Origin of the sequence: Vibrio sp. 10N.222.49.C9 (genome assembly GCF_041474985.1) — a bacterium.
GTDB lineage: Bacteria > Pseudomonadota > Gammaproteobacteria > Enterobacterales > Vibrionaceae > Vibrio > Vibrio crassostreae_C.
Window position 1 is genome coordinate 1 of record NZ_JBFRVD010000439.1, and the last position, 273, is coordinate 273.

A 273-nucleotide genomic window follows, 5' to 3' on the forward strand; every position below is an offset into this window, starting at 1 on the left:
GCATTAAGATAGCTTTGCGAGAATAGCGATCAATGAAGGTGGCAAATATTGGGGTTAAGAAAAAGGATGACAGTGTGCAGGCTAGGGTAGTCAGAGCAACAAAAAGTCCCATGTCGCCTTGTTGCAGAAGAAACCATGGCAGAGCCATCATGACTAAGCCTGACGATATCCCATCCCAGAATAATCCGCTTAGGTGTGGTAAGAATTTTCTGTTCATTGTTGTTCCTTGAAAGTCCATTTGCCACAAGCTTAATAGTTAAAGTTAACTTTAAG

At 41.8% G+C, this 273-nt stretch carries 1 pseudogene; it reads right to left on the minus strand.

From position 1 onward, the window contains the following. A pseudogene (locus AB4585_RS23880) lies at nucleotides 1-217 on the minus strand (MFS transporter); the annotation flags it as partial. Between the last annotated feature and the right edge of the window lie 56 nt (nucleotides 218-273).